This is a genomic window from Gemmatimonadaceae bacterium (assembly GCA_020846935.1).
Classification (GTDB): Bacteria; Gemmatimonadota; Gemmatimonadetes; order Gemmatimonadales; family Gemmatimonadaceae; genus RBC101.
Genome location: JADLCY010000013.1, coordinates 51252 through 72073 on the forward strand (window position 1 = coordinate 51252; position 20822 = coordinate 72073).

The 20822-nt window shown below is 68.7% G+C and carries 20 protein-coding genes; 1 reads left to right on the forward strand and 19 read right to left on the reverse strand.

What is annotated here, in order from left to right; translation table 11 throughout:
* Positions 1 to 4: 4 nt before the first annotated feature.
* From uppP to IT361_15895, 13 genes are all read right to left on the reverse strand, one after another.
* The gene (gene uppP, locus IT361_15835; protein MCC6319145.1) at positions 5 to 808 is read right to left on the reverse strand and encodes an undecaprenyl-diphosphatase UppP; all 804 of its coding nucleotides are present in this window, start codon (positions 806 to 808) and stop codon (positions 5 to 7) included.
* The gene (bshA, locus tag IT361_15840) at positions 805 to 1962 is read right to left on the reverse strand and encodes an N-acetyl-alpha-D-glucosaminyl L-malate synthase BshA (protein MCC6319146.1); all 1158 of its coding nucleotides are present in this window, start codon (positions 1960 to 1962) and stop codon (positions 805 to 807) included. The genes uppP and bshA overlap by 4 nt, the downstream gene beginning before the upstream one ends.
* On the reverse strand, positions 1959 to 2876 hold the full coding sequence (gene miaA, locus IT361_15845) for a tRNA (adenosine(37)-N6)-dimethylallyltransferase MiaA (protein ID MCC6319147.1): 918 nt from the start codon (positions 2874 to 2876) through the stop codon (positions 1959 to 1961). The genes bshA and miaA overlap by 4 nt, the downstream gene beginning before the upstream one ends.
* Positions 2863 to 4602, reverse strand: coding sequence for a DNA mismatch repair endonuclease MutL (mutL, locus tag IT361_15850; protein ID MCC6319148.1), 1740 nt, complete (start codon positions 4600 to 4602; stop codon positions 2863 to 2865). Before mutL ends, miaA begins: the two co-directional genes overlap by 14 nt.
* A 63-nt stretch (positions 4603 to 4665) precedes the next feature.
* Positions 4666 to 6786, reverse strand: a complete 2121-nt coding sequence (locus IT361_15855) for a BatD family protein (GenBank protein MCC6319149.1) — start codon at positions 6784 to 6786, stop codon at positions 4666 to 4668.
* Positions 6783 to 8474, reverse strand: coding sequence for a VWA domain-containing protein (locus IT361_15860; protein MCC6319150.1), 1692 nt, complete (start codon positions 8472 to 8474; stop codon positions 6783 to 6785). The genes IT361_15855 and IT361_15860 overlap by 4 nt, the downstream gene beginning before the upstream one ends.
* Positions 8471 to 9367, reverse strand: coding sequence for a hypothetical protein (locus IT361_15865; GenBank protein MCC6319151.1), 897 nt, complete (start codon positions 9365 to 9367; stop codon positions 8471 to 8473). The genes IT361_15860 and IT361_15865 overlap by 4 nt, the downstream gene beginning before the upstream one ends.
* Positions 9368 to 9381: 14 nt before the next feature.
* Positions 9382 to 10269: a DUF58 domain-containing protein gene (locus IT361_15870; protein ID MCC6319152.1), complete on the reverse strand. Its 888-nt coding sequence runs from the start codon at positions 10267 to 10269 to the stop codon at positions 9382 to 9384.
* Positions 10270 to 10386: 117 nt separating this feature from the next.
* Positions 10387 to 11331 (reverse strand): AAA family ATPase, encoded by a 945-nt coding sequence (locus IT361_15875; protein MCC6319153.1) that lies wholly within the window; start codon positions 11329 to 11331, stop codon positions 10387 to 10389.
* A gap of 132 nt (positions 11332 to 11463) precedes the next feature.
* Positions 11464 to 12189 (reverse strand): rRNA pseudouridine synthase, encoded by a 726-nt coding sequence (locus tag IT361_15880; protein ID MCC6319154.1) that lies wholly within the window; start codon positions 12187 to 12189, stop codon positions 11464 to 11466.
* Entirely contained in the window at positions 12189 to 12731 is a 543-nt protein-coding gene (gene scpB, locus IT361_15885; protein ID MCC6319155.1) for an SMC-Scp complex subunit ScpB, read from the reverse strand. Before scpB ends, IT361_15880 begins: the two co-directional genes overlap by 1 nt.
* Complete coding sequence (locus IT361_15890) at positions 12706 to 13440, reverse strand: segregation/condensation protein A (GenBank protein MCC6319156.1); 735 nt, start codon at positions 13438 to 13440, stop codon at positions 12706 to 12708. Before IT361_15890 ends, scpB begins: the two co-directional genes overlap by 26 nt.
* Positions 13437 to 14138 carry a site-2 protease family protein gene (locus IT361_15895; protein ID MCC6319157.1) on the reverse strand — a complete coding sequence of 234 codons (702 nt, stop codon included), beginning with the start codon at positions 14136 to 14138 and terminating at the stop codon, positions 13437 to 13439. The genes IT361_15890 and IT361_15895 overlap by 4 nt, the downstream gene beginning before the upstream one ends.
* 170 nt (positions 14139 to 14308) lie before the next feature.
* Here IT361_15895 and rpsT point away from each other — a divergent pair, with 170 nt between their 5' ends.
* Entirely contained in the window at positions 14309 to 14545 is a 237-nt protein-coding gene (gene rpsT / locus IT361_15900; GenBank protein MCC6319158.1) for a 30S ribosomal protein S20, read from the forward strand.
* 225 nt (positions 14546 to 14770) lie between these two features.
* On the opposite strand, the gene IT361_15905 is transcribed toward rpsT, so the two are convergent.
* Genes IT361_15905 through IT361_15930 form a run of 6 tightly spaced genes read right to left on the reverse strand, consistent with a single transcriptional unit; the run spans position 14771 to position 20789 of the window.
* Positions 14771 to 15703 (reverse strand): hypothetical protein, encoded by a 933-nt coding sequence (locus IT361_15905; protein ID MCC6319159.1) that lies wholly within the window; start codon positions 15701 to 15703, stop codon positions 14771 to 14773.
* Positions 15700 to 16395, reverse strand: a complete 696-nt coding sequence (locus IT361_15910) for a class II aldolase/adducin family protein (GenBank protein MCC6319160.1) — start codon at positions 16393 to 16395, stop codon at positions 15700 to 15702. Before IT361_15910 ends, IT361_15905 begins: the two co-directional genes overlap by 4 nt.
* Before the next feature lie 5 nt (positions 16396 to 16400).
* The gene (locus IT361_15915; GenBank protein ID MCC6319161.1) at positions 16401 to 17690 is read right to left on the reverse strand and encodes a dihydroorotase; all 1290 of its coding nucleotides are present in this window, start codon (positions 17688 to 17690) and stop codon (positions 16401 to 16403) included.
* Positions 17691 to 17729: 39 nt separating this feature from the next.
* Positions 17730 to 18683 (reverse strand): aspartate carbamoyltransferase catalytic subunit, encoded by a 954-nt coding sequence (locus tag IT361_15920; GenBank protein MCC6319162.1) that lies wholly within the window; start codon positions 18681 to 18683, stop codon positions 17730 to 17732.
* A complete protein-coding gene (gene pyrR / locus IT361_15925) occupies positions 18680 to 19225 on the reverse strand; it encodes a bifunctional pyr operon transcriptional regulator/uracil phosphoribosyltransferase PyrR (GenBank protein MCC6319163.1) in 546 nt (181 codons plus the stop codon). The genes IT361_15920 and pyrR overlap by 4 nt, the downstream gene beginning before the upstream one ends.
* A gap of 52 nt (positions 19226 to 19277) precedes the next feature.
* A complete protein-coding gene (locus IT361_15930; GenBank protein MCC6319164.1) occupies positions 19278 to 20789 on the reverse strand; it encodes a GGDEF domain-containing protein in 1512 nt (503 codons plus the stop codon).
* Positions 20790 to 20822: the final 33 nt, after the last annotated feature.

The following is a 20822-nucleotide window of genomic DNA, read 5'->3' on the forward strand; positions in this document are numbered from 1 at the left end:
GCGCCTAACGCCTCGCGTACCACAGCGCGAGGATGCCGAGCCCGGCGATCACGCGGTAGAGGGCGAAGATGCCGTAGCTGCGCCGACTCACGTACCGCAACAGGATCGCGATGGCGGCCCCGGAACTCAACGCCGCCGCGACGATCCCCGCGACCAATGGCGCCGAGAGCCCGCCGGTTCGCAGGGCGTCTGGCACCTTGACCACGACCGCTGCGGCCGTGATCGGAAAGCTGAGCAGGAACGAGAAGCGGGCCGCCGATGCGCGATCGAACCCGAGCGCGCGTCCCGCGGTTATCGTGGCCCCGCTCCGCGATACTCCCGGGATCAGCGCAAAGGCCTGGGCCACGCCGATCATCGCGGCGTCCAGCCAGCGCATCTGCCCGAGCGAGCGATCACGGGGACCGGCGCGGTCGGCCTGCCACAGCAGGATGCCCATCACGATCAGCGTCGTGGCGATGAGTCGAGGCGCACGAAGCGTGCTCTCGGCGGCATCCGCCAGCACCACGCCGGTGATCGCGGCCGGAATTGTCCCGAGCGCGATGAAGATCACGCGCCGTGCCTCTTCGCCTTCCACACGACGCGTGCGGAGCACGCCCCACCCGGAACGCGCCAACGCGATCCAGTCGTGGCGAAAGAACCAGAGGAGCGCGAGCAGCGTGCCAAGGTGGAGCGCGACGTCGAAGGCGAGACCAGGATCCTCCCAGCCGAGCACCCACGGGGCCAGCGCCAGGTGGGCGCTGGAACTGATCGGCAGAAACTCTGCGAGGCCCTGAACCAGGCCGAGGACGATGGCTTCGAAGACCGTCATGCCCCACCGGTGATGGAGCGACGCGGCTCGCGCGCCAGGGCGCGCGCGTAGAGATCCTCGTATTGCGTGACGATCGCGTCCCGGGAAAAGCGCTCGCGGGCATCCCGTGCGGCGAGGGCCGACGCGGCGCCCCACGTGGCGTCGTCCTGGAGAAAGGCGAGTCCGCCGGCCGCCATGTCCTCGATGTCGCCAACATCGCGCAACGCACCCGTCTCGCCGTCGCGCACGACCTCGGGCAGGCCGCCGGTGCGACACCCGACCACGGGAACGCCGGTGGCGAGCGCCTCCAGCGCACTCAGTCCAAAGGACTCCTTCTCCGACGGCAGCAGGAAGAGATCGGCGCTGGCGAGCAGCGGGGCGACGGAATCGATCTTCCCGAGGAACTGCACGTGCTCCGCGACGCCCTGGATGCGCGCTTCGTCCTCGGCCTCGGTGCGCTCCGGACCGTCACCGACCATGACGAGCACGGAGGGCACCGTGCGATTGATCGCCGAAAAGACACGCACGACGTCCCGCACGCGCTTCACCGGCCGGAAGTTGGAGATGTGCATCAGGATCCGTCGCCCGGCGAGACGATCGCGAAGGAGCGGCGTGTAGCGCGCTCGATCGTAGATGCGTGGATCCACGAAGTTGTGGATCACCTCCACCTCGCACCCGGCGCACCCGAAGGCGTGGAACGTTTCGTCGCGGAGATAGCGGGACACCGCGGTGATGCGATCCGACTTCTCGATCGAGAACTTGGTGATCGCGTGGAACGAGCGGTCCTGCCCGACGATCGTGATGTCCGTGCCGTGGAGCGTGGTGATCACCGTAACGTCGTGGCCGTTCTCGCGCAGCATCTCGCGCGCAATCCAGGCACTGGTGGCGTGCGGGATCGCGTAGTGCACGTGCAGCAGGTCGAGTTCGTGGGACCGCACCACCTCGTGCATGCGTACGGCGAGCGCGAGGTCATAGGGCGGGTACTCAAACAGCGGATAGCGGCCCACGTCCACCTCGTGGAAGTACACGCCGGGCAGGAACGACGGCAGCCGGAACGGCTGCTGATAGGTGATGAAATGGACCTCGTGGCCGCGCTGGGCGAGCGCGATGCCGAGCTCCGTGGCCATGGCGCCGGAGCCTCCGTACGTCGGGTAGCAGGTGATGCCGATTCTCACGTGGACTCCTGCGCACGCCACCATCGGCGCACGTGTTCGGACGCATCGTCGTGTTCGAGGTCGACCGCCGTCACCGCGTCCGGCGGCAGCTGGTGCCGGAACCAGGTGCGCTGCCGCTTCGCGTACTGCCGCGTACGAACGACGATCTCGTGGCGCGCCGCGGCAAGGGTCGTCTCGCCCCGGACGACCTGACGAACCGCATCATAGCCGGTTGCGTTCCACGCGGGGGCCCCTTCGGGCACCGACGAGACGAGATGCCGAACCTCCTCGATCCACCCGGCGTCGAACATCGCCGCGGTGCGCGCAACCAACCGTGCGCCGAGCGCCACACCACGCTCCACTACCAGGTAGGCGGGCGCAAAGCGGGCCTGACCAGGCGACTCACGGTGCCACGCGGAAATGGGGCGGCCGGTCAGGCGCGCGATCTCGATCGCGCGCAACAGCTGCGTGCGGCCGAGGTGTGCGCGCTCCGGATCCAGGGCGGCCACTTCACGGCGGAGGTCTTCGGTGGATCGGAGGGCGAGTTCGCCTTCGAGCTGGGCGCGCGCCGCGGGCTCGAGCGCCGGCTCCCGGAACAGGGGCTCGAAGAGCGCCCGCAGGTAGAGTCCCGTGCCCCCAACCACGAGCGGCGTGCGGCCCGCGCGCCGGGCCGCGTCGATGGCTTCCGTGGCCGCGGCGACCCATCGCGCCGCGCTGATCCGCTCGTCGGCATCGGCCATGTCGATGCACGCATGCGGCACGGCCGCGCGCTCGGCGGCGCTCGGCTTGGCGGTACCAATGTCGAAGCCACGGTAGACCTGGCGCGAATCGGCGCTCACGACCGTGACGGGCCCTTGCGCTGCCAGGGTCATCGCGACGGCGGACTTTCCCGCGCCGGTCGGGCCGGTGATCACCGCCAGCCTAACGACGGCCAAACCGGCGCTCCAGTTCGTCCCATGACAGCCGCACGATCGTCGAGCGCCCGTGGACATCGTGCGCCGGGAGCGCCACGCCCGCGAGCGCCCTGAAGAGGGCCTGCATCTCGGCCTGGGACAGCGCGTCCCCGGCCTTGATCGCCGCCTTGCACGCGACCGTGGCCGCCAGCTGCTCGTGTCGCGCATGCGTCGCGGCCTCGCGTCCACCACTCAGCGCGGCCAGCGATTCGCGAAGGCATCGGATCGCATCAAACCGCGGATGCGGCACCGGGACGGCGTGAACGATCAGCGTGTGACCGCCAAAACTCTCGACCTCATACCCGACCCGCCGCAGCAGCTCCGCATTCTCCTCGAACACGTCGGCGTCTTCGGGGGCGAGGTGCACCGTCTCCGGAAACAGCAGGCGCTGCGACGGCGCCAAACCGTCCCGGATCGCGCCGAGAAAGCGCTCGTACAGCACACGCTCGTGCGCGGAGTGCTGGTCGACGAGGATCACGCCCTCTTCGTGTTCGTAGAGCATCCACGTGCGGCGGAGCTGCACCAGGTCGGGAACGTCGAGGCGATCATTCGTGGCCGCATGGTCCGAGGCGTTGGCGGGCGACGCCGCGACGTCGTGCTCCCGCTCAACCGCAAACAGGCCATCGGCATCCCCGGTGCGCGACGGCATGGGCAGTGATGAAGGGGGCGGCAACATGGCACCCTGGCCGGGCGCCCATGGCCGCCCAACCCATGGCGCGGCGTCCGACGTGCCCAGCGCCCGCTGCACGACGTGTTCGATGGCCCGTTCGATCGCCCATCGGTTGTGAAAGCGCACCTCCGCCTTCGCCGGGTGCACGTTGACGTCGACCTCCTGCGCCGGCACGGTGAGTTCGAGGATGAACGACGGTCGCAGGCCGGCCGGCAAGGTGGAGCGATAGGCGCCCTCGACCGCACGCGCCACGCCGGTGTCGCGTACCGGCCGGCCGTTGACGATGACGAACGCCCGCCTGGACGCCATGCCCGCGTCGGCCGGTCGTTCCACGAGGCCCCGCACGTGCACCGTCCCCGACACGCCGTCCACGTCGACGAACCGCTCTACGTACGGCGCCCCCCAGATCGAACCGACGCGCGCACGCAGACTCGGGGCCGGCGCCAGCGTGAGCGCGTCACGACCGTCAGACCGCACGCGAAAGCGCACGTCGCGTCGCACGAGCGCCATGGTCACGATGGTATCGGCGATCGCGCGCCACTCCGAGCGCGCACTGCGCAAGAACTTCTGCCGGGCCGGTGTGTTGAAGAAGAGCTGCGAGACGCTCACCGTCGTGCCACGCCTCCGAGCCGCCTGCGTGACCGCGTCGATCACTCCGCCTGACGAGCGCACGGTCGTTCCTTCGCCATCCGCCGTGGCCGTGGACAGCTCGAGACGGGACACCGAGGCGATCGCTGGCAGGGCCTCGCCGCGAAAGCCGTACGACGCCACGCCAACCAGGTCGCTCGCTTGCACGATTTTCGAGGTCGCATGACGCGACAACGCCAGCACGGCATCGCCGTCATCCATCCCGATGCCGTCATCACTGACGCGGATCAGCGCGCGCCCGCCATCCTCGACATCGATATCGACGTCGGTGGCCCCGGCGTCCAGCGCATTCTCCACAAGTTCCTTCACCGCCGAGGCTGGACGCTCGACGACTTCACCCGCCGCGATCTGGTCGGCGACGGTGCTGGCGAGAACGGCGATGCGGGGCACGAAGGGCGGCGCAGGTCCGGAGTGGTCTCCCGCCGGCGTGGCGCGCAGCGGACGCGCCGGAATCTAGGGCGTCGACGGTACTTCCAGCGATTCCACGCGCCGCGCGTCGAGCCACCCGATGCGATCGTCGCCAAACCGCACGCGCGTCCATGCCCCCTGCGTGGCCACGACGCGACCGGTTTCGCCGGGATCGAGCGATGCCCCGCGTCGCGCGGACATGGCCGGCGCGTCGCGGAGCACGTCCGGACTGACCACGACGACCTGCCGTCTCCCGCGCTGCACGTCGGCCGCCCAGACCGTCGCCAGTCCCAGCAGGATCCCGCTCGTGATGAGCCCATGCGCGAACGACCAGGCCCGCGTTCGTCGTGACCGGGCCAGCAGCAGCCAGCCCGCCACCCAGCACAGCGCGCCTAACGCCGCGGTGGCATTCACCGGGACGGGCGGCACGTCGCCGTCGAGGCCGCCGCGGAACGACGGGGTGCCGCCGAGTCGCTTCCGCACGTCTTCGGCCAGCGGTTGCAGCCGAAGCGCGCGCTGCCACCCGATCGCGGCGCCGGCCGTGTCGCCCAGCTCCCACGATGCGGTGCCCAGGTTGGCCCACACGTCAGGGGCACGCGGCCGCTGGAGCGCGAGCGCGTGGAAGCCCTGTCGCGCCAACGACACGTCGCCCTCGTCATAGGCCGACACCGCGACCTGGAACGCGTCGCGTGCTCCCGCGCCCTGCGCGCTCAGGGCAACCCCGACGCCGGCTCCGACGATGAGCAGGCCGATGGCCGGCCAGTGATGGGCAGGGGTCGAAGGCCGATCGACGGGCACGGCCTCTTCGTCGATCCGATCGAGCAGCGATGTCGCGCGCGCGGCGAGGTCGGCGTCGACCGCAGGCGGGCGTCCCGCCCATGACGCCTCGTCGAGCATCGAGAGCAAGCGCCGCGCATCCCTGGCGGTGGCCACGCTGACGCCGGCGCGCCGCAGGATCCGTTCGACGCGGCTCACGTCACCACCGGGTGCTCGCAGCGTTGGTATGCGCGCGGAGAGTGCATCATGCACAACCCGTCGGACGTGACGGACATCGACGCTCCCCGCACGCGCCAGCGCATCGAGCGCGTGGCGGGGCGTGGGCCGCGGCGTCTCGTGGACCCGTCGGCGACGCCAGCGAGCGACGGCCGCCGGAATCGGTGCGAACGCCACGCCCACCCAAAAAAGCGGATGCGCTGGCCACGGGAGGGCGACGTCGCCTCGATCCACGCGTCGCAGGCCCAGTCGCGATTCGCCGCCTCCGCTGCCGCCCGCGTCCGGCGCCGCCAGTGTCCCCGTCCGCACCACGATGCCTAACGGCGGCGTGATCGCCACCTCGTACCGTTCGGTGTAGGGGTTGAAGTAAGGATAACGGATCCCCGGGATCGACTGCGCGCCCGCCACGCGCGGCGTCAGTACCCATTCGAACTCCTTGTCACCGGCGATGAGCGTGGCGGACGAGTCGACGCGGACCCGCTCGGTCCCGGCGACGACGTGGCCCCAGGGCAACACGAGCGCCGGTCGCGGAAAGAGCCCCACATTGCCGATGCCGGACACCGTGAGCGTGAGCAGCACGGGATCGCCGACGCGCGTGTATGGCGTGTCCACACGCGCGCGCACCGCGAGTCGACCCACCGCGCCAAGGTAGCCGGCCGGGCGATCGGCCACCGGTGGTTCGAGTACCGTCAGGGTCTGGGGCGCCGAACGCGCCGAATGGCTCTCCTCGCGCGAGAAGATGGAGTTCGAGAGGGGCACCGAATACGTCAGCCGAGCCGGAGGGACGACCTGCGTCCCGGGCGACAGGGGAAAGAGCGCGCGGGAGAACACGTGCACATCCCACGTGCGATCCGCCTCGCGACGCTGGAAGAGCCGCGCCGGGACCGGCAGGTCGTAGGCGATCATCGATCGCACGTCGGGAGGCACAAACTGCGGGTTGCTCCTCAGGCGGCTGCGCATCGCCTCGCTGAGGAAGATCCCGATCTGGTACGTGGCCTGCTGACCCACGTAGAGCCGCGCGGGCCAGACCCCCGACGCGAAGTTGATCTCGCGCGACGGATCGAGCCGCGCCGCCTCGACGATCTCGGGCGGCGTGCCCGACGAACGGCCCTGCGCGCCAACGCTCACGGCCATCGCCGCCAGCGCGCCAGCCACCACGACGCAGCCCCTCACCAGTCCTTGCCCCCGGGCGGTGGCTTGGGACGCGCGTCCTTCTGCTTGCGCCCCTGCACGCCCCGCTCCTCGCGGGCTGCCGCGTTCAGCAATTGCTCCGCCTGTTGCTGACCCAGTCCACCGGCCGGCTGCTGCGACTGCGGCGTGTCGGGCTCGGATTCGCTCTGGTCCGCGTCGCTGTTGCCGCCTCCACCACCGCCGCCGCCTCCGCCACCTCCACCGGCCTGATCCTCCTTGCGCAGGGCCAGTTCGTAGTTCCACTTGGCGTCGACATCCGACGACCGAAGGAGCAACGCCTCCTTGTAGGTCGCCACGGCGGCCGAAAATGATGCTCGCGCCGACGAATCCTGCAGGGCCTCCGCGGCCAGCCCGCGCTTGAGGTGTGCGAGCCCACTGTTGAACAAGGCCCGAAAGCGCAGCTCCGCGTTGTCGCTGGTTCGCACGCGCTCCAGCGCTTCGATGCCGTTGAGGGTCGAATCCGCGGCCACGAGGGCCGTGCCAAAGTTGTAGGCCATCGACGGCCTCGCGTCGCCCCGCGCAATGGCCCGGCGGTACAGCGCGCTGGAGGCTGCGTACCGCCCGGCGTTGAATTCGCGCGCGGCGTCACGCGGCACGTTGCTCGCGAGTGAACACGACGCCGTCACGAGCGCCCCGGCCGCGACCCCCGTGAGCGCGGCCGCTCGCCGCCGGCGCCTCACCTGCATCCACGAGTCCAGCCCAAGCAGCAACAAGGCCGGCCACAGGAACCACTGGAAGCGCGGCGTGCGACTCGTGCCACCGGCCAGCGAACGCTGGGACGTTCGGAGGCCCTGCAAAGCGCCGCGAATGCGCGCGGCCTTGTCCGTCGCTCCCGCATCAATGAAGGTGCCCTGCGCTCCCTCGGCCACCGCGCGCAGCGTTTCGGGATGATAGCGCGAGATGACGACGTCGCCGTTCTCGTCGCGCTTCACCTCGCCACGATCGCCAGCCAGCGGAATCGTGCTGCCCTCGGTCGTGCCGAAGCCCACCGTCACGACGTACACGCCGTTGTCCTTCGCGCGCTGCGCCGCCTGGGCAATATCCTCGGCGGGCTCGAAGGCCTCGCCATCGCTCAGGATCACGAGCGCGCGATCCGATGCCGTGCGCGTGGCCAGCAACAGGTCCGTGCCCTGTGCGATCGTGCGCGCGAGCGAGCTCCCGGCCTGTCCCACGACCGAGGGGTCGAGGTTGTCCAGGAACAGCTCGATGGCACCCTCATCCACGGTCAGCGGGGTCAGGATGTAGCTCCGTCCGGCGAAGGCGAGGAGCGCGACACGATCGCCGCGCGAGAGGTCGCGGTAGCGGCGCACCTCCTGCTTCATACGCTCCAGACGATTGGGGCGCTCGTCGGTCGCCATCATGGACAGCGACGCGTCGAGCGCCAGGACCACGTCGACCCCTTCTCCTCGCATGGCGGTGGGCTCCTCGCCCCAGCGCGGGCCGGCGAGCGCGAGCCCGCCGAACACGGCCACGAGACCGAGCCGAATCGCACGCGCACCGGCGCGACCGGCATCCAGGGGAACGAGTCGGGGAAGCAGGTGCGCCTCGGCGAGTGCCAGCAATCGACGCCGGCGGCGTGCGTGTCCACCGATCACCAGCCAGCCCGTCAACGCGCCAAGGAATACGGCCACGGCAACCAGCAGCAGCGAGTCGAAGACGCGTGTGGTCATGCCGCCTTCGCCGCCGTCGCTGCCTGCCGGGCCTCGTGCACCGACGTGACGATGGCCCGGCACTCACCCGCGAGTTCGACCGCCCGTGCCTCGGTGACCGGCAGTCGGGCAAACTTCACGAGGTCGATGTCGTGCAGCACCCGCGCGAGTCGGGGCAACGAGACCCGCGACTCGCCACGAAGCGCCCACGCGACCTCCGAGGTCGTCAACGAGACCCTGGCGACCGGGACGACGCGCGCGAGATACCCGCGAACGACCTCGGCGTTGAGCGCCAGGTAGTGGCCGGTCTCACCGGCCGCAACGAGGCCTAACGATTCGACGTGCGCAAAGGCAGCGAGGGCGTCGTCGTAGGGGTCGCGCGCGATCGAGGGGGCCCGCTTTCGTCGTCGCCACCACCACCACAGGAGACCGACGAGGGCCAGCCCGATCAGGGCAACGACTACCCAGTACCACCATGGCGGGCCAAACTCGAACACCGGCCGCACGGGCTTCGGCACGCGCAGCGCGCTGTCCGCGGGCAGCACGCTCGTGACCACGATGGCAAGGTCACGACCGACGGCGATGCGACGCTCCTGTCCGTCGAGGCGCAGGAGCACGTCGGCGAAACGGAGCGGCAGCCGGCCCACGTCCCAGGCAACCAACCGGTAGGTCGCGGTGTGATCGACCACTGTCGTGTCGGCCCCCGGTGTCACGCTGACCCGATCGAGCGCCTCCACCCCGCCCGCGGAGTCGGGCATGTCGGGAAACTCGAGCACGGCGCCCCTGGGTGCCCGGATCCGGATCGTGACGTGGAATGGGTCGCCCACCGTGACCGATTCCGGCTGCACGGCCACCCCGCGCTGGATCGACACGTCCTGGGCCGCGGCAACAACAGGCGCGAGGAGCGCGCACATCAGAACCGCGGGCCTCATCCGCGCGCCACCCGCCGCTCGCGGGCCCTGAAGAAGCGCAGCAGCGGCTCGATGAAGCTCTCGCGCGTCGATATCGGAATCTCGTCGATGGCCAGTCGGCGGAGCATCTGACGCACCGCCGCGCGATCGGCGACCATGGCCGACTCAAAGGCGCGGCGTACCTTCGGATCGCTTGTGTCGACGTCCACCAGGTCACCCGTCTCCGGGTCCACAAACCGCGCGAGCCCGAGATCGGGCAGGGAGGACTCCGTGGGATCTTCGATACGCACCACGACCACATCGTGTCGCTGGGCCAGCAGCTTGAGCGGCCGTTCGATCGCCTCGTCGGCAAGGTCTGAGATCAGGAACACGATCGTGTGCTGCCGGAGCAGCTGGCGCAGAAAGTCGAGCGCGGCCCCGATGTCGGTCCCGGTTCCCCTCGGTTGATGCACGAGCACGTCGCGGAGGATTCGCAGCGCGTGCCGCCGGCCCTTGCGCGGCGGCACGAAGTGCTCAACGCGATCGGTGAACAACAACGCGCCCACGCGGTCGTTGTTGCGCACCGCGCTCATCGTGAGGACCGCGGCCAGTTCGGTGGCCATCTCCGCCTTGAAACGCGACACGGTGCCAAACTGCTCCGAGCCGGAGACGTCCAGCGCCACGACCAGCGTGAGTTCGCGCTCCTCGATGTAGCGCTTCACGAACGGCCGCCGCATCCGCGCGGTGACGTTCCAGTCGATTGACCGCACTTCGTCGCCGGGCTGATACTCGCGCACCTCGGCGAACTCCATGCCCTGCCCCTTGAAGATCGAGCGGTACTCCCCGGAGAACAGCGAGTTCACGAGCCGGCGCGTGCGGAGCTCGATGCGCTTCACCTGACGCAGCACATCCGGCGAGATCCCCAGCGCCGATGACGAGCGACCCGCGGGCGTGAACGACTCGTGCGAAAACGCGTTCGGCGAGGTGCCCGAGCCGGCACGGCCAGGCGTCTTCGCCGTCGCCGCCCGCCGCCAGAACCGCACCTACGGCGCCTCGACCGTGTCCAGGATGCGCTTCACGATCTCATCGCTCGTGACCTCTTCGGCTTCGGCCTCATAGGTCGTCAGCACCCGGTGCCGTAGCACATCGGGCGCGATGGCCTTCACGTCGTCAGGCGTCACGTACGTCCGCCCGCGCAGGAACGCATGGGCCCGCGACGCCTGCGCGAGCGCGATCGTCGCGCGGGGCGAGGCACCAAACTCGATCAACCCAGTCAGGTCCTTCAGGCCCGCTTCCGCCGGCACGCGCGTGGCGTGGACGATGTCGACCACGTAGTCGACGATGCGGTCGTCCATGTACAGCTCGGTGATCCGCTTGCGCGCCTCGAGGATCGCCGCTGGATGCGCCACGGGCGTGATGGGGATGGGTTCGCCACCTGCCATGCGCCGCATGATCTCCTTCTCTTCATCGCGCGACGGATAGCCCACCCGCAGCTTGAGCATGAAGCGGTCCACCTGCGCCTCGGGGAGTGGGTAGGTCCCCTCCTGCTCGATCGGGTTCTGTGTCGCGAGCACGAGGAACGGTTCTTCGAGGACGAACGTCTGGCCGCCAAGCGTGACCTGCTTCTCCTGCATCGCCTCGAGCAGCGCGGCCTGCACCTTGGCCGGCGCGCGATTGATTTCGTCGGCGAGCACGATGTTGGCGAAGATCGGGCCGTGCTTGACGCTGAACGACCCGGTGGACTGATCGAAGATCTGCGTGCCAAGCACGTCGGCCGGGAGCAGATCCGGCGTGAACTGGATGCGTTGGAACGCCGTGTGGATCGTCTCGGCCAGCGTGCGCACCGTCAGGGTCTTGGCGAGCCCCGGCACACCTTCGAGGAGCACATGTCCGCCGGTGAGAAGCGAGATGAGCAGCCGCTCGACCATGTACTCCTGACCCACCACGCGTTTTCCGACTTCGCGTGTCACCCCCTGCACGAGGGCCATGTCTGTACTGCTGGCTACCGCTGTCGTCACGAAGCGCTCCGTCGCACGTAGTCGTCGAGTCCCTGGCCCCGGGGCCGAGGGCCACGCATCACGCTACCGCCCTACCCCCTCGCGAAGGTCGCGGTTCCCCGCTCACCCTTCGTCGAACGCGTCCCCGAGGGCCAGAATCTCGCGACGTGTCAGCGGACGTGACACCCCCGACGCCAGCTTCCCGAGCTTGACCGGCCCGAACTGCGTGCGCACGAGCTGCTCCACCTCGAGGCCTAACGCGGCGCAGATGCGACGCACTTCGCGATTGCGGCCTTCGCGCAGCGCAATCTCGAACGCCCAGCGCCGCTGGCCGAGCGGCCGCACCTGGACCCACGCCGGCCTGACCGGGCCGTCGTCGAGATCGAGCCCGGCGCGTGCCTGCTCCATCGCGGCCTTCGCATTCCCGCGGACCGTGGCCACGTACACCCGCTCGACGCGCGCACTCGGGTGTGTCAGGCGGTGCGCTGCCTCGCCATCGGTGGTCAGCAGCACCACACCTTCCGTGAGGTAGTCGAGCCGACCGACGTAGGTGAGCCCCGGGACCTTCGGCACCAGATCGAACACCGTGCGGCGCCCCTCGGGATCGCGCCGTGTCGTGACCACGCCCGCCGGCTTGTGCAGCACGAACCAGCTCGCCTCCGATGGCGCCGGTTCGATCGGCGCGCCGTCGACGACGATGCGATCCCGCGAGGGATCGACGGACTGGCCGGTCCGCGCGACTGCTCCGTTGACCATCACGCGTCCGGCGGCGACGAGTTCCTCGGCGCCGCGTCGGGATGCGACTCCAGCGCGCGCGAGGGCGCGTTGGATCCGCATGGTCTCGCCCATCAGAGCGCCCGGGGCTCGGCGCGCAGGGCCACGGCGAGCTCGTCGGCCCGTGGCAACTCCTCGAGGTGACGGAGGGCGAACTGTTCGAGGAACAGTGGCGTGGTGCCGTAAAGGAGCGGGCGACCGAGCCCTTCACCGCGACCGATCACGTCGATCAGGCCGCGCTCGTGCAGGGACTTGAGCACGCCTCCGACGTTCACGCCCCGGATCTCCTCGATCTCGGCGCGGCCGATCGGCTGACGGTAGGCGATGATCGCCAGGGTCTCGAGCGACGCGGCTGAGAGTCGGTGCGGGCGCGCCGCGAGCTGGGCGCGCTCGATGGCCTCGGTGTACTCCGGACGTGTGAGCACCTGATAGCCCTCGCCCAGCTCCACCAGCTCGATGCCGTGGCCGTTGACGTCGTACGCTTCACGCAATTCGTCGAGCGCGGCGCGCACGGCGGCAGGCGACGCCTCGGGGTCGAGGGAGGCCAGCTCTTCGACCGGAACGGGCCGCGCGCTGGAGAACAGCGCGGCCTCAAGCAGCTTCGCTAGGGGACTCACGACGGATGTGGACGTTGGCAAAGGGCGACGCCTGCGCGAGCCGAAGCTCCCCGCGGCGTGCCAGTTCGAGAAGGGCGAGCAGCGCCGAGAGAATCTCCCACCGCTCGGCGCCGGACCGGACGACGTCACGCCAGCGAAACTGTGCCTTGAGTTCGAGCACACCGCGTATCGTGGCGATCGCGCCGTCCACGTCCAGCGCGCGCGGAATGACGTCGTGCATCGCCGGATCGCGCACCACCCGCAACACCCGATCGACGGCGGTCAGCAGCTCAACGAGGGAGAGCGCCAGCGGGGCCGGCGCCGGCTCCACCGAGGATGGCGGAAAGTAGGAGCGAGAAAAGCGCGAACGACGATCCTCGGCCAGGCGCTCGAGGACGTCGACCACTTCGCGCATCTGCTGGTACTCGAGCAGGCGCCGGACGAGGTCCGCACGGGGATCCTCCCACGCGTCGTCACCATCCTTGCGCGGCAACAGCAACTGCGCCTTGATGCGCACCAGGCGCGCGGCCATCTCGAGGTAGTCGGCGGCCTGGTCGAGCTCGAGCGACGCGATACGGGCCAGGAACTGATCGGCGATGCGGGAGACCGGGATGTCGTAGATGTCGACGCGCTCGTCGCGGATCAGCGAAAGCAGCAGGTCGAGCGGCCCCGAGAACTGCGTGAGCTCGACGACGAAAGGCGCGGCCTCGTCGGCCCAGGGCGGCGTCATCGCAGGAGAGACTCGGTGAACGGGCTCGTGAGGAAGAAGCGGCTCACCAGGCGCATGGCGTTCACCTCCATCGCAAAGGCGGGCGCCATCCAGGCGCTGAGGAGCCCGCGACCGACGCCGGTCGCCATGAAGAACACGAGGATGAGGATCCCGTACATCCCCAACTGCTGGTAGCGGAGCGCCCAGGCCGGCGGCAGGATGTACTTCATCACGTGCGATCCGTCGAGCGGCGGAATGGGCAGCAGGTTGAACATGGCCAGCATCAGGTTGAACCGGATGCCGAACACGGTCATGACCTGCAGGATGGCGAGCGTGTCGTTGGCCGCGGGCAGGGCCCGGCCGAGGAGTCCCAGGACGGCGAACAGGCCCACGAGGACGACGAACAGGATCAGGTTTGTGACGATCCCGGCCATCGATACGATGATGTCGCCCTTGCGGTAGTTGCGATAGTTGCGCGGGACGACCGGGACCGGCTTGGCGCCGCCAAAGAGGAACCCTCCCCCGAAGAACGTGAGAATGGGGAGGAGGATGGTCATGAAGGGATCGATGTGCTTGACCGGATTCCAGGTCAGGCGTCCGAGCTGGTACGCCGTGGGATCGCCTTGCCTGAGGGCGGCGTATCCGTGGGCGTATTCGTGCGCTACCATGGAAAACAGCAGCGCCGGCGCGATGAGGAGGAACAGTTCGACTCGACCCAACCGGACCTTGCCTCTGGGGAGTGATGATCGCACCCGGCGTGCGAACCGGCGGCAAGCTAGCAGGCCCCGAAACCGGAGTCAAAACCGTGTCATTGCTTGACATGGACGATTTCGGCCGGTAGTATTTTTCCTCTGATCCGCACTTCCCAAACGACCAGCCTTTCAGTTCCGTGCCAAATATCGCGTCGGGCAAAAAGAACATGCGCAAGTCGCGGGCGGCTAACGCCCGCAATCGGGCGCAGCGCTCTTCCCTCAGGACCGCGCTCAAGAAGGCCAGCACCACCGCCGCCACACCGGCCGACAAGCTCGCGGCCGTCAAGTTGCTTGATCGTGCGGCTCGCAAGGGACTGATCCATCGCAACAACGCGGCTCGACAGAAGAGCCGGCTTGCCACGGCTGGAAACTAACTCCTCCCAGTTTTTCCAGCACACGTCGGGCGGACCGCTTCGGTGGCTCCGCCCTTCGCGTTTCACGGGAGTGCATGGCGTTCCACCCGGTGCCCCGATCGAAGGGTGAGAGGTACGGGTGCGCCTCCTGTTGCACATCCGCGCGGACGTCATCCACGCCGAGGACAAACGCAGAGGGCGAGCCACTTCGGCTCGCCCTTGTGTTTCCCCGATCCTGACGGCGCGTTACATCGCCGCCAACTCGCCACCGCAGCGCTCGCAGTACCACTCGGTCGGGAAGTTCATCGTGCCGCACTCCTGGCACTTGAGCGTCTTGACCTGTTCGGTGGGCATGTCCTTGAGGAACGACGGCATGTTCGTCGGCGTGATCGATCCGTCACCCTGCACCGCGCGAAGCGGGTCACGAAGGCCCGACAGGGTGCCGCTGCTCATGGGCGTCGCGCCGCGCCTCGGAGCGGTCAGGACCGGAGGCGGAACCAACTCGCTCCCTGCCTCGGCCGCGGCAACCCCCGCGTCCTGCGTCGACACCACGGACCGAAGGAACTCGAGCTCGGCCACCGCTGACGCGTTGGTCGGTTGCGCGACGGCAGGCACCTCCATCGGCGCCTCTGGTACCACATCGGGCGCGAGCGCCGTGATGGACTCGAGTACCGATGCGGTGTCGCGCGACGGCTCAACGTCGGGAGCCGGTGCAGCGACCGGCTCCGGCATGGGCGCGGGCGCCTGCACCACGAGGACGAGCACCTGTTGGAGCTTTGCGAGCTCGCCACCCAGGGCATCGCGCTGGGCCGCGAGGCTCGCGATTGCCGCGTCACATTGCTCGATCGTGGTGCGCGCCTGGTCAGGTGGAAACTCGCCGACCGACGCACGTAGCTCGGTCTCGGCGCGCTCGTCGCGCCGCGCCTCTTCTTCACTGGCCAGCGCGGACAGCCGCGAGCGGAGCGAAGCGACGCTCGCCTCGAGGTCCACCGCGCGACCGCGCAGCTGCGTCGTCACGTGATCCAGGCGCGCGGTGTAGTCCGCGCGAACCCGTTCGAGCACGTGCAGCGGGGTCGTGGCCCGACGCTCTTCGAGCTGATGCAGCCAGCCCTCGTAGCGACCGCGCTCCGCGAGGAGCTCGTGCAGGCCCTCCATGGATCCTTCGGTGGGATTCGTCATGCGTCACTCCGCCCGCGGGCGCGTGGGGGACAACCGGAAAAAGGACTGTCAGGGAGGGCACGGCGCCGTGCGTCAATCAGCGCTTCGACCTGTGGCCCCGACAGGGTGTTGACGCGGCCAAGCATCCGCGCGGTGAGCAGGATCCTGGCGCTGTGCTCCAGGCTTTCCATGCGCTGGTGGGCCATCATCAAGGTCGGACCCACGGTCGTGGCCCCATGGTTGGCCATGAGAAACGCGTCATGGCTCGCCAGGTAAGGCTCGAATGCATCCGCAAGTTGGGGTGTGCCGGGAGTCTCATAGGGAACGAGGGGTACCCATCCCACCTGAAAGATCATTTCCGGCAGTACGCAGGTGTCGAACGATTCGCCGGCGACTGCGAACCCCGTAGCCAGCGGGGGGTGGGCGTGGACAACGGCATGGACATCGGGGCGCCGCTGGTAAATCCGCAAATGCATCTGCACTTCCGACGAGGCCCTCCGCGATCCCCGAACATGTGTTCCGCTGAGCGAAAGTTCGACCAGGTCCTCACCGGTGATGTCCACCTTCGACATCCCGGCCGGCGTGACCAGGATGCGATCCGCCGCCACCCGTACCGACACATTGCCGTCGGGCCCGGCGATCAGCCCGCGATCGTACAGGCGCTTGCACACCTGGACGATCTCGCGCCGAAGAGCGGGCCCGCCGCGCAACATCCTGCCTACTCGCTCTGCCGGTAGACGATCCGGCCACCGACAATGGTACACGCCGCGCGACCGGTCAGCTGCATCCCGGCATAGGGGCTGTTGCGGCCCTTGGTGAGGAATGCCGAGGGCTCGACGGTCCAGCGCCTCAGCGGGTCGAACACTGTGACGTCCGCCACACTTCCCTTTCGGAGCGTCCCCCCCGGGAGGTTGAACGTGCGCGCGGGGGTGCACGACATGCGATCCACGAGCGTCCCGTAGCCGATGATCCCGGGCTCGACGAGGTGTGTGACGAGCACGGCGAGCGCTGTTTCCAGACCAACGATCCCGTTCGGGGCATCGGCGAACTCGCGCTCCTTTTCGTCGTAGTGGTGCGGCGCGTGGTCGGTGGCCACCAGGTCGATCGTCCCGTCCTTCACGGCTTCCTGGAGCGCGGCGACGTCCTCCGCGGTCCGGAGTGGCGGGTTCATCTTCGCGTTGGTGTTGTACCCCTCGACCGCGTCTTCGGTCAGCGAAATGTGGTGCGGACAGACCTCGGCGGTGACCCGGATCCCACGATCCTTGCCCCACCGAATCAGCTCGACCGAGCCCTTGGTGGACATGTGACAGAGATGCACGTGACCACCGGTGCGACGGGCGAGCAGGATGTCGCGGATCGCCATGATCTCCTCGGCTTCGGCCGGAATCCCCTTGAGGCCGAGTCGCGCCGACACGAGACCTTCGTTCATCGCGCCACCGTGGGCGAGCGTCGGCTCTTCGCAGTGATCGGCCACCGGAATGTTGAAGGCGCGCGCGTACTCCAGCGCCGAGCGCATGAGCTGTGCACTCGCGACCGGCTTGCCGTCATCCGACACCGCCACGGCACCGGCGCCGATCATCTCGCCGAACTCGGCGAGGGCCTCTCCCTTTTGTCCGAGTGAAATGGCGCCGATTGGGTAGACGCGCGCCGCGTCGGCGCGTTGCGCCTGGCGGATGATGAAGCCGACCGCTGCCTGGTTGTCGGTCACGGGGTCGGTGTTGGGCATCGCGCACACCGCCGTGAACCCTCCGGCCGCGGCGGCGCGCGCCCCCGTGGCAATGGTTTCGACGTCTTCGCGGCCGGGTTCCCGCAAGTGGCAGTGCACATCCACGAACCCCGGTGAGACTACACGGCCGGTGCAGTCGATCTCGATCAGATCACCGTCCCGCCGCACCTCACCCAGCGAGGCCCCGGCGTGCTCGATACGCCCCTCGCGCAGGAGCACGTCGCCCACCTGATCGAGGTTGGTGGAGGGATCGAGCACGCGGCCGCCGCGCAGCAGGACAATGGGATCTGGCAAGGGTCGGAGAGAAATGAGAGTGAACGATCAGCCTTTGGCTGCCTCGGCGACTTCAGGCCGGCCACCGGCCAGGAGATACAGGACGGCCATGCGAACCGCGACGCCGTTGGTCACCTGATCAAGGATGACACTGTGCGGTCCGTCGGCAACGTCGGAATCGATCTCGACGCCACGGTTCATCGGGCCGGGGTGCATGATCACCAGGTCCCGGGGCGAGCGCTCGAGGCGTTCGCGGGTCACACCGAACACGCGATTGTACTCGCGCAGAGACGGGATGTAACCAGCCTGCATCCGCTCCAGCTGCAAACGGAGAATGTTGAGCGCCTCGGCCCATTCAATTGCTTCCTCGATGCGACCGAACACCGTCACGCCGAGTTCGTCGATGGCGTTCGGCAGCAGGGATCGCGGCCCGCAGACCGCGACCTCGGCGCCAAGTTTGCGCAGCCCCCAGATGTTTGACCGCGCGACGCGCGAATGCAGCACATCCCCGCAGATGCACACCCGGCGACCTTCGAGCGAGCCCCATCGATCGCGGAGCGTGAGGATGTCGAGCAGGCCCTGCGTCGGGTGTTCGTGTGTCCCGTCGCCGGCGTTGATGACGTTCGACCGGATGCGATCGGCCAGGAACTTCGCCGCGCCGGACGCGCCATGGCGCATCACCACCATGTCGATCTTCATCGCTTCGAGGTTGCGCGCCGTGTCCACAAGGGTCTCGCCCTTGGACACGCTCGAGCCCGATGATGCCACGTTCACCGTATCGGCCGACAGGCGCTTCTCGGCGAACTCGAAGGAGATGCGCGTGCGGGTGGAGGCCTCGAAGAACAGGTTGACGATCGTCATGCCGCGCAGCGTCGGCACCTTCTTGATCGCCCGGAGGCTGATCTCCTTGAAGGGTTCGGCCGTATCGAGAATGAGGCGAATCTGGTCGGCACTCAGGTGTTCGAGCCCGAGCAGATCCTTCCCGATCGGCGCGGCGCTCACCCCTTTCCGCCTCCGACGAGTTCCACCGCGTCGTGACCGTCCAGCTCCGTCACCATGACGTCGACGCGACTGCCCGGTGCCACGTCGAGACGCTTGCCCACGACATCGGCGTGAATCGGCAGCTCGCGCCCGCCGCGATCGACGAGTACCGCGAGCGCGATGCGTGCCGGGCGACCGAAATCGGCCAGTTCATCCAGGGCCGCCCGGATGGTGCGGCCGGTGTAGAGCACGTCGTCCACGATCACGAGTCGCTTGCCGTCGATCGCCCAGGGCAGGTGCGTCTTGCCCACGACCGGGCGCGGCCCCACCGTCTGCAGGTCGTCGCGATACAGCGTGATGTCGAGAGCGCCGCGCGGCACGCGCACCCCTTCGATGGATTCGATCACCGCGGCCAGACGGTCGGCGAGCTGTACGCCGCGGCGCTGGATGCCGACGAGGACCAGGTCGTCGGTGCCATCGAACAGTTCGACGACCTCTTCGGCCATGCGCCGAATGGTGCGCGCCACGGCCTGTGCGTTCAGGACGGTCGAGGAAGAGGTCATTCCGGGAGCAAAATATGGAGGCACGACCGCCCGAATTGAAGCGGTGCGCCCCTCAGGCGATCAGCCCTGCCGGCAGCCCCTTGTGCTTCTTCTGCTCGTAGAGCATCGCGTCGGCCGTCGAGAGCAGGTCCTCGATTGAGGGCGGCCTCGCGGGATCGAACGACGCGAGACCGACGCTGAAGGACAGGCGATAGGGGAACCCATCCCGGTCGTTCCGCTCACGCAATTCCGAGCGCAGGCGCTGAACGATCACGTCTTCGGTCCCGTGCACGATGTCGGCCGCGAGCACCACGAACTCGTCGCCACCGAGCCGCGCGATGATGTCGGAGTCCCGAAAGGTCTTCCGCAGGATCGACGCCGTGCGGCGCAGCGCCTCGTCGCCCTCGGCGTGGCCAAACGTGTCGTTGATCTCCTTGAAGTCATCCATGTCGACGAACAAGAGGAGCAGTTCGCGATGGCCGCGCCGCGCGAGCTTGAGTTGCTGCTGCGCCAGCGTGAGGAACCCTCGGCGATTGTAGAGCCCCGTGAGTTCGTCAATGAGCGACAGCGCCCGGAGGGCCTCCTCCTGCTGCTTGCGATCCGTCACATCGCGCGAGGTGATCGCCACGCCGTCGCGCAGCGGAACGACCTGGTGGTGAATCCAGGCCGCGCGCACGTCAGGGGTGGTGACCTCGAACTCCTCCTCCAGCACGGTGCCATGGGTCATGACACTCACGTACTTGTCGAGAAAGCCGTTCACCCGGTTGGAGGGGATCAACTCGCAGAGGCGTTGTCCCACCACCTCATCGCGCCGCTTGCCCAGCAGCGTCTCGGCGCGACGGTTGACGTCGACAAACTCGAAGTCGAGCACCTCGCCGCGCGCGTCATGCAGCGCGCGAAGCACGTAGAAGGCATCCAGGCTGCCGTCGGTGGCGGCGCGAAACTGCGCCTCGCTCTGCACCAGTGCGTCCTCCGCGGCGCGGTGACTGCTGAGCTCACGGTGCATGGTCAGGTACGCCACCGGGGCGAGGACGAGCAATACGCCGAGCGCGATGCGCAGCAGCAGGTCTCCGCTCCGGGCCGCGCCAGCCGCGTGCGAAGCGCGTGCGGTCAGATCCCGATCGTGGTGAGCGAGGACCTCGTCGGCGAGGGACAGGGTCGCGCGCACGCGTGGCGATGCCACGATGAGCGCCTCGCTGGCCGTCGATGTCGGTGTCCCAGCGATCTGATGGAGAGCCGCCGCCGACGAGTCGATGGACGCCACGAGCCTCCGCAGCTCGCCCCAGTCCTTCGCATAGTCCGAAAGCTGGCGCGCTGCCGTTTCCGCGATGGCAATGTTCTCGTACGCCTGGCCACGAAGCGTCGTGTCGGCGCGGGCCACCCAGGCCGCCCCGCCACGTTCGGCGCTCGACAGCGCCTGCACCGCCCGAGCAATCTGTGCGGCGACGCGGCGCCCATCGTTCAGGCTCGCTGTCGTCGCCGCCAACTCCCTGGTGTTCGCGTATGACAACAGCCCTGCCCCCACCAGCAGGGCCAGGGCAACGACGAACAACAGGCTGAGTTTTCGGCCGATCGTGACGCCCATGCGAGTCCCACGCGTCCGGAAGAAATTGCCGGT

What these genes read in the sequence shown, in the direction of transcription:
- uppP (MCC6319145.1), bottom strand. Translation starts at nt 808, where the DNA reads ATGACGGTCTTCGAAGCCATCGTCCTCGGCCTGGTTCAGGGCCTCGCA.
- IT361_15880 (MCC6319154.1), bottom strand. Translation starts at nt 12,189, where the DNA reads ATGGGCGAGACCATGCGGATCCAACGCGCCCTCGCGCGCGCTGGAGTC.
- IT361_15865 (MCC6319151.1), bottom strand. Translation starts at nt 9,367, where the DNA reads ATGTGCGCGCTCCTCGCGCCTGTTGTTGCCGCGGCCCAGGACGTGTCG.
- IT361_15890 (MCC6319156.1), bottom strand. Translation starts at nt 13,440, where the DNA reads ATGACGCCGCCCTGGGCCGACGAGGCCGCGCCTTTCGTCGTCGAGCTC.
- IT361_15860 (MCC6319150.1), bottom strand. Translation starts at nt 8,474, where the DNA reads ATGACCACACGCGTCTTCGACTCGCTGCTGCTGGTTGCCGTGGCCGTA.
- IT361_15910 (MCC6319160.1), bottom strand. Translation starts at nt 16,395, where the DNA reads ATGTTGCGCGGCGGGCCCGCTCTTCGGCGCGAGATCGTCCAGGTGTGC.
- IT361_15875 (MCC6319153.1), bottom strand. Translation starts at nt 11,331, where the DNA reads ATGGCCCTCGTGCAGGGGGTGACACGCGAAGTCGGAAAACGCGTGGTG.
- IT361_15930 (MCC6319164.1), bottom strand. Translation starts at nt 20,789, where the DNA reads ATGGGCGTCACGATCGGCCGAAAACTCAGCCTGTTGTTCGTCGTTGCC.
- IT361_15905 (MCC6319159.1), bottom strand. Translation starts at nt 15,703, where the DNA reads ATGACGAATCCCACCGAAGGATCCATGGAGGGCCTGCACGAGCTCCTC.
- pyrR (MCC6319163.1), bottom strand. Translation starts at nt 19,225, where the DNA reads ATGACCTCTTCCTCGACCGTCCTGAACGCACAGGCCGTGGCGCGCACC.